The 6,668-nt window shown below is 72.6% G+C and carries 8 protein-coding genes and 1 pseudogene; all 9 read left to right on the forward strand.

Annotated features, from left to right (window positions below):
- Nucleotides 1-310 precede the first annotated feature (310 nt).
- The gene (locus tag AC2A1K_RS15575; RefSeq protein ID WP_483897212.1) at nt 311-790 is read left to right on the forward strand and encodes a hypothetical protein; all 480 of its coding nucleotides are present in this window, start codon (nt 311-313) and stop codon (nt 788-790) included.
- A 181-nt stretch (nt 791-971) separates the two neighbouring features.
- The gene (locus AC2A1K_RS15580) at nt 972-1,055 is read left to right on the forward strand and encodes a putative leader peptide (RefSeq protein ID WP_483897221.1); all 84 of its coding nucleotides are present in this window, start codon (nt 972-974) and stop codon (nt 1,053-1,055) included.
- Between the two features lie 33 nt (nt 1,056-1,088).
- Entirely contained in the window at nt 1,089-2,393 is a 1,305-nt protein-coding gene (locus AC2A1K_RS15585; protein ID WP_483897213.1) for an MFS transporter, read from the forward strand.
- A gap of 7 nt (nt 2,394-2,400) precedes the next feature.
- Nucleotides 2,401-3,552, forward strand: coding sequence for an LLM class flavin-dependent oxidoreductase (locus AC2A1K_RS15590; RefSeq protein ID WP_483897214.1), 1,152 nt, complete (start codon nt 2,401-2,403; stop codon nt 3,550-3,552).
- Nucleotides 3,553-3,607: 55 nt separating this feature from the next.
- Nucleotides 3,608-3,691: a putative leader peptide gene (locus AC2A1K_RS15595; protein ID WP_373695199.1), complete on the forward strand. Its 84-nt coding sequence runs from the start codon at nt 3,608-3,610 to the stop codon at nt 3,689-3,691.
- A 110-nt stretch (nt 3,692-3,801) separates the two neighbouring features.
- A complete protein-coding gene (locus tag AC2A1K_RS15600; RefSeq protein ID WP_483897215.1) occupies nt 3,802-5,607 on the forward strand; it encodes a nitrite/sulfite reductase in 1,806 nt (601 codons plus the stop codon).
- Nucleotides 5,604-5,750: an Insertion element protein gene (locus AC2A1K_RS15605; protein ID WP_483897216.1), complete on the forward strand. Its 147-nt coding sequence runs from the start codon at nt 5,604-5,606 to the stop codon at nt 5,748-5,750. Before AC2A1K_RS15600 ends, AC2A1K_RS15605 begins: the two co-directional genes overlap by 4 nt.
- Nucleotides 5,747-6,475 carry a phosphoadenylyl-sulfate reductase gene (locus AC2A1K_RS15610; RefSeq protein ID WP_483897217.1) on the forward strand — a complete coding sequence of 243 codons (729 nt, stop codon included), beginning with the start codon at nt 5,747-5,749 and terminating at the stop codon, nt 6,473-6,475. Before AC2A1K_RS15605 ends, AC2A1K_RS15610 begins: the two co-directional genes overlap by 4 nt.
- Nucleotides 6,472-6,668, forward strand: a pseudogene (locus tag AC2A1K_RS15615) (sulfate adenylyltransferase subunit CysD); the annotation flags it as partial. The gene AC2A1K_RS15610 and the pseudogene AC2A1K_RS15615, both read left to right, overlap by 4 nt.

The raw sequence follows: 6,668 nt of genomic DNA on the forward strand, positions 1-6,668 counted from the left end.
GCACCGTGCAGTGGTTCGGCGCGTGCTGTGCCGTAGTCGTCCACGATCTCCGGGGCGCTAGCGTCGACGGCCGTGGGGAGGACGCAGCGTACGTCCCTGACCTGCACCGTCGCCGTCCTCGCGCTCGCGTCGTGCGGGGTCGCGCCGTCACGGTCATCAGAGCCACCGGCGCCCCCGCAGACCACCGGCGGAGCCCTGTTCAGCGGCTCCCAGCCCTGGACCCGCGGACGTCTCCGGCGCGCCCGCGTCCGAGCGCAGCCCCACGATCCTGGCGGCGCTGGACGACGCCGGCGGGTGGGGCAACGGCGGCGTGTTCCAGATCGACTTCGCGATGCCGGTGCGGACCGCGGCGCCCGACACCCCGCGCATGACCGTGACCGGCGCCCCGGAGTACTGCTACGGCGGCGTCGACTGCGACCCGCTGCCGGCGGACATGCTGGTGCCCGCGGGCGCTGTCATGGAGAGCTCGCAGGACCTGACCTGCGACGCGGCCACCGAGGACTGCCACCTGCTGGTCGCCGCCCCGGGCGCCCGGCGGCTCTACGAGATCTACCAGGGCACGCAGGCGGGCGACGGCTCACCGCGGGCGGCTACGTCGTCTGGGACCGCGGCCTACGGCGAGCAGGAGCGGGTCGTGATCACGGCACTGCGGACCTACGGGATGTACCTGTCCGACGGCGGCGAGATCGCGCTGACGTTCGCCGACGACCGGTCGAGCACGGCGAAGTGGGCAGAGCTCGGATCGACGCGCAGTCGTTCGCCGACCTGCCCGTCGACGCCTTCGAGGTGATCGACCACGGACCCGAGGTGCCCGTGACCTACGAGTGCGTCCGCCCGTGAGCGCGTGGCGTTACGGACACTGGATGACAGCGACGCCACGCCGCTGACATCTCGTACACCCCGATGCGGTGAACGTCACGAGCGGCGCGTTCCCGGTGGAACCTCCTGATCGGTGATGGCACGGTCGGTCCGTGCGCGCTCACCGTCTGCTCCTCGTGGCCCGGCGCCACGTGGATCTCGGACGGCTCGAGAGCGCCCTCTGCCCGGCGTGCTGAGGCCCCGCCCGCACGCCACCGCAGAGGACACCCATGACCACCGCCACGCCCGCCGTCGACCAGCAGGACACCACCAGCCCGCGCACGGTGCTGATCGCGAGCCTCATCGGCACGACGATCGAGTGGTACGACTTCTTCCTGTTCGCGACGGCCGCGGGCATCGTCTTCCCGCAGCTGTTCTACGGTGACGGCGACCCGACGGTGGCGACGCTGCTGTCGTTCGCGACGTTCGCGATCGGCTTCGTCGCCCGCCCCATCGGCGGGCTGATCTTCGGCCACATCGGCGACCGGGTCGGCCGGCGCGAGACGCTGATCGTGACCATGGCGCTGACCGGCCTCGCGACCGCGGGCATCGGGTTCCTGCCGACCTACGCCGCGATCGGCGTCGCCGCCCCGGTCCTACTCGTGCTGCTGCGGATCATCCAGGGCGTCGCGATCGGCGGTGAGTGGGGCGGCGCGGTGCTCATGGCCGTCGAGTACGCCCCGGACGGCAAGCGCGGCCTCTACGGCTCCACCCCGCAGATCGGGCTGGGGCTCGGGCTCGCGCTCGGGACGGGCGTGTTCGCGCTGCTCGGGCTGGTCATGGACGACGCCGCCTTCCTCTCCTGGGGCTGGCGGGTCGCGTTCATCGCGAGCCTCGTGCTCGTCGGCGTCGGGCTCGTCGTGCGGCTCGCGGTGATGGAGACGCCGGCGTTCCGCCGCATGCAGGCCGCCGCGGAGACCTCGCGGGTGCCTGCCGTCGACGTCGTACGTGACGCCCCGTCGCGGCGCAACCTCGGCTGGACCCTGCTCGCGCGCTGGGCCGAGGGCGCCTCCTTCAACACCTGGGGTGTTTTCGTCCTGACCTACGCGGTCGCGACGCTGAAGATGCCGCGCACCGAGGTGCTCGTCGCCGTCACGGTGGCCGCGGTGGCGAGCGCCGCGGTCGTGCCGCTCGCCGGCGCCTGGGGCGACCGGATCGGGCGCGGCAAGGTGTTCGCGATCGGGTGCGTGGTGCTCGTCGTCGGCGTCTTCCCGGCCTTCGCCCTGATCAGCACGGGGTCGGTCGCCCTGCTCGCCGTCGCCCTGGTCGTGATGCTCGGGCTGTCGTACGGGCTGTCCAGCGGCGCGGAGTCGACGCTGTTCGCCGAGGTGTTCCCGACCCGCACCCGCTACACCGGCATGTCGCTGGCCTTCCAGGGCGGCGGCATCTACGCCTCCGGCCTCACCCCGCTGATCCTGACCTCCCTGCTCGCCCTCGGCGGCGGCACGCCCTGGTACGCGGCGGGGTACCTCGCGCTCGCCGGTGTCGTCAGCGCCGTCGCCGCCCTGCGGGCACAGCCCCTCGAGACGCTCTAGGAGACCCATGAGCCTCACCGCCCACTGGTTCCTGCCCACCTACGGCGACTCGCGCGGCCTCGTCGGCGGCGGTCACGGCGTGGCCACCACGTCGGCGGACGCCGTGCGGCCCGCGGAGATCGGCTACCTCGCCCAGATCGCCCGCGCCGCCGAGACCGTCGGCTTCGAGGGCGCCCTCACGCCCACCGGGGCGTGGTGCGAGGACGCGTGGCTGACCACGGCGATGCTCGTCGCCGAGTCCGAGCGCCTGAAGTTCCTCGTGGCGTTCCGGCCCGGGGTCCTCTCCCCCACCCTCGCCGCGCAGCAGGCCGCCACGTTCCAGCGGCACTCACAGGGCCGCCTGCTGCTCAACGTCGTCACCGGCGGCGAGCCCAGCGAGCAGAAGGCGTACGGCGACTACCTCGGCAAGGACGACCGCTACGTCCGCACCGGCGAGTTCCTCGACGTCGTCCGCCGGCTGTGGGCCGGCGAGACGGTGACGCTGCACGGCGAGCAGATCCACGTCGACGAGGCGGCGCTGACCCGCGTGCCCGACCCGGTGCCGCCGGTCTACTTCGGCGGCTCGTCGCCGAAGGCGGGCGAGGTCGCCGCCCAGCACGTCGACGTGTACCTGACCTGGGGCGAGCCACCCGAGCAGGTCCGCGAGAAGATCGAGTGGATCCGCGGGCTGGCCGCGACGCAGGGCCGCGAGGTGCGGTTCGGCATCCGCCTGCACGTCATCACCCGCGACACCTCCGACGCCGCCTGGGCGCAGGCCGAGAAGTACCTCGAGGGCATCCCCGACGAGATGATCGAGCAGGTGCAGGCGGGCCTGTCGCAGAGCGAGTCCGAGGGGCAGAAGCGCATGCGCGCGCTGCACGCCGGGGGCACCAAGACCGCCGCCGACCTCGAGGTCGCGCCGAACCTCTGGGCCGGCGTCGGGCTGGTGCGCGGCGGGGCGGGCACGGCGCTCGTCGGCAGCCACGCCGAGGTCGCCGACCGCATCCAGGAGTACCACGACCTGGGGATCAGCGAGTTCGTCCTGTCCGGCCACCCCCACCTGGAGGAGGCGTACTGGGTCGGCGAGGGCGTGCTGCCCGAGCTGGGCCGGCGCGGTCTGTGGTCGCACCCGGCCGGGACCGTCGACGCGAGGCCGGCCGCGGTGCCCTTCGCCCAGTAGTGAGCGCGCAAGCTCACGTGGAAACGGAGGCCCTGCTCGTGGCAGGGTTGTGGGCATGTCTGCGCCTGGCGACCTGCTCGTGAGTCGACGTCACGTCGACCTCGAGCGCCAGGCCAGCGCGCTCTGCCGGGCTTGCTGAGCGCGAGCCCCCGCCACCACGCCCGAGCGGACTCCGCGCGCCCCCACCACGAGGCCTCATCCTCGTCGTGCCCGCGCGCGTCCGTGCACCACCCGGAGGAACCCCGAACCATGGCCGCAAGTTCCGGCGCCCCGTCGTCCGAGAAGGCTGCGACCTCCGAGGAGTCAGCCAAGAGAGGATCTCTGGCTGCGGAGACCACCCCGCTGCGACACCCCGGGGCGACCGAGGACGCAGCCGTGAAGCCGAAGCCGAAGCCCGCGCGAGCGCGCAAGGGGAAGGCCGAGGGCCAGTGGGCGCTGGGGTACCGCGAGCCGCTGAACAAGAACGAGCAGTCCAAGAAGGACGACCACCCGCTCAACGTGCGGGCGCGGATCGAGAACATCTACGCCCACCGCGGCTTCGACTCGATCGACCCGGCCGACCTGCGCGGGCGCTTCCGGTGGATGGGCCTCTACACGCAGCGCGCCCAGGGCTTCCCCGGCACCGACACCGGCCACGTCGACGAGGAGCTGCTCGACGCGCCGCACTTCATGATGCGCGTGCGCGTCGACGGCGGTGGTCTGACCACCGAGCAGCTCCGGGTCATCGGCGAGATCTCCCAGACCTTCGGCCGCGACACCGCCGACGTCACCGACCGCGAGAACATCCAGATGCACTGGATCCGCGTCGAGGACGTCCCCGAGATCTGGCGCCGGCTCGAGGCCGTCGACCTCTCCACCACCGAGGCCTGCGGCGACTGCCCGCGCGTCGTGCTCGGCTCACCGGTCGCGGGCATCTCCGCCGACGAGATCATCGACGGCACCCCGGCCATCGACGAGATCGTCCAGCGGTTCATCGGGGACAGGTCGCTGGCCAACCTCCCCCGCAAGTTCAAGACCGCGATCTCCGGGCAGCAGGACGTCGCCCACGAGGTCAACGACGTCTCCTTCGTCGGCGTCGACCACCCCGAGCACGGTCCCGGCTTCGACCTGCACGTCGGCGGCGGGCTGTCCACCAACCCGAAGCTCGCGGTGCGGCTGGGCGCATGGGTGCCGCTCGACGAGGTCGCCGACGTCTGGCAGGCCGTGGTGCAGGTGTTCCGCGACTACGGCTACCGCCGGCTGCGCACCCGAGCCCGCATCAAGTTCCTCATCGCCGACTGGGGCCCGGAGAAGTTCCGCCAGGTGATGGAGGACGAGTACCTGCACCGCAAGCTGATCGACGGCCCGCCGCCGCCGGACGTCGCGGGCACCATCGACCACGTCGGCATCCACGACCAGGTCGACGGCAACCACTACGTCGGCGTCGCCCCGCCCGCCGGGCGCACCAGCGGCTCGACGCTCGTCGGCGTCGCCAAGGCCGCCGAGGAGGCCGGGTCGAACCGCGTCCGGCTCACCCCGTACCAGAAGATCGTCGTGCTGGACGTGCCGCCCGAGAGGCTCGACGGGCTGACCGCGGCGCTCGACCACCTCGGGCTGCCGGCCCGCCCGACGCCGTGGCGCCGGTCGACGATGGCGTGCACCGGCCTCGAGTTCTGCAAGCTCGCGTTCGTCGACACCAAGAACCGGGCCGGTGAGCTGGTCGAGGAACTCGACCGGCGCCTCGCCGACGTCCAGGACGCTCTCGAGCACCCGGTGTCGATCCACCTCAACGGCTGCCCGAACTCCTGCGCGCGGGTCCAGGTCGCCGACATCGGGCTCAAGGGGCAGATCGTCAACGACGCCGAGGGCAATCCGGCCGCGGGTTTCCAGGTGCACCTGGGCGGCGGCCTCGGCCTCGACGCGGGCTTCGGGCGCAAGGTCCGCGGGCACAAGGTGCTCTCCGCCGAGCTGGGCGACTACGTCGAGCGGGTCGTCCGCAACTACGCCGAGCACCACGAGACGGGTGAGCGTTTCGCCCAGTGGGTGGTCCGGGCGGAAGAAGCGCAGCTGTCATGAGGTTGGCCCTCCAGTACTGCCCGTACTGCGGCGAGCAGGACCTGCGCCCCCGCGAGGAGCCCGACGGCGCGTGGGAGTGCGCGGACTGCCGCAGCACCTTCGTCGTCACCCCGGTGCCGGCACCGGCGAGAGGAACCGCATGACCACCACCACGGAGGCCAGCGAGGATCTCCGCACCGAGGCGCTCGCCGCCGGCGAGCGGTTCGCCGCGCGCGAGGGCACCGTGGGCCATGAGGACCTGACCCGCGAGATCCTCGCCTGGGCCGCGGAGGCCTTCGGCGCCGACCTCATCGTCGCCTCGAACATGCAGGACGCGGTGCTCGTCGAGCTCGGCGCGGCCGCTCGTCCGGGCGTGGACGTGCTCTTCCTCGAGACCGGGTACCACTTCCCGGAGACCCTCGGCACGCGCGACGCCGTGGCTGCGACGTACGGCGTGCGCATCGTGCAGGCCGAGCCCGAGCAGACGGTGGCCGAGCAGGACGCGGCGTGGGGCAAGGACCTCTTCGCCTCCGACCCCGGTCAGTGCTGCCACCTCCGGAAGGTCGAGCCGCTGAAGAAGACACTGGCGCAGTACGACGCCTGGGTCACGGGCGTCCGCCGCGTCGAGGCCCCGACCCGCGCGAGCACCCCGCTGGTCACCTGGGACGAGCGCCACGGGCTGGTGAAGATCAATCCGATCGCACACTGGAGCGACGAGCAGATGGACGCGTACATCCGCGACCACGCGATCCTGGTCAACCCGCTGGTCGACGCGGGCTACCCCTCGATCGGCTGCGCGCCCTGTACGGCCAAGCCGGCGCCCGGCGCCGACCCGCGCAGCGGCCGGTGGGCTGGCTTCACCAAGACCGAATGCGGGCTGCACGGATGACCGCCGCCCCGGTCGACGCCGCGGCCACCCCCACCGACCAGCTCGACGCCCTCGAGTCCGAGGCGATCCACGTCATCCGCGAGGTCGCGGGCGAGTTCGACCGCCCCGTGATCCTCTTCTCCGGCGGCAAGGACTCCATGCTGCTGGTGCACCTGGCCGCCAAGGCGTTCTGGCCCGCCCCGATCCCGTTCCC

Source organism: Actinomycetospora sp. 2LY8.5 (assembly GCF_057180585.1).

What these genes read in the sequence shown, in the direction of transcription:
- AC2A1K_RS15585 (WP_483897213.1), top strand. Translation starts at nt 1,089, where the DNA reads ATGACCACCGCCACGCCCGCCGTCGACCAGCAGGACACCACCAGCCCG.
- AC2A1K_RS15590 (WP_483897214.1), top strand. Translation starts at nt 2,401, where the DNA reads ATGAGCCTCACCGCCCACTGGTTCCTGCCCACCTACGGCGACTCGCGC.
- AC2A1K_RS15595 (WP_373695199.1), top strand. Translation starts at nt 3,608, where the DNA reads ATGTCTGCGCCTGGCGACCTGCTCGTGAGTCGACGTCACGTCGACCTC.
- AC2A1K_RS15600 (WP_483897215.1), top strand. Translation starts at nt 3,802, where the DNA reads ATGGCCGCAAGTTCCGGCGCCCCGTCGTCCGAGAAGGCTGCGACCTCC.
- AC2A1K_RS15605 (WP_483897216.1), top strand. Translation starts at nt 5,604, where the DNA reads ATGAGGTTGGCCCTCCAGTACTGCCCGTACTGCGGCGAGCAGGACCTG.
- AC2A1K_RS15610 (WP_483897217.1), top strand. Translation starts at nt 5,747, where the DNA reads ATGACCACCACCACGGAGGCCAGCGAGGATCTCCGCACCGAGGCGCTC.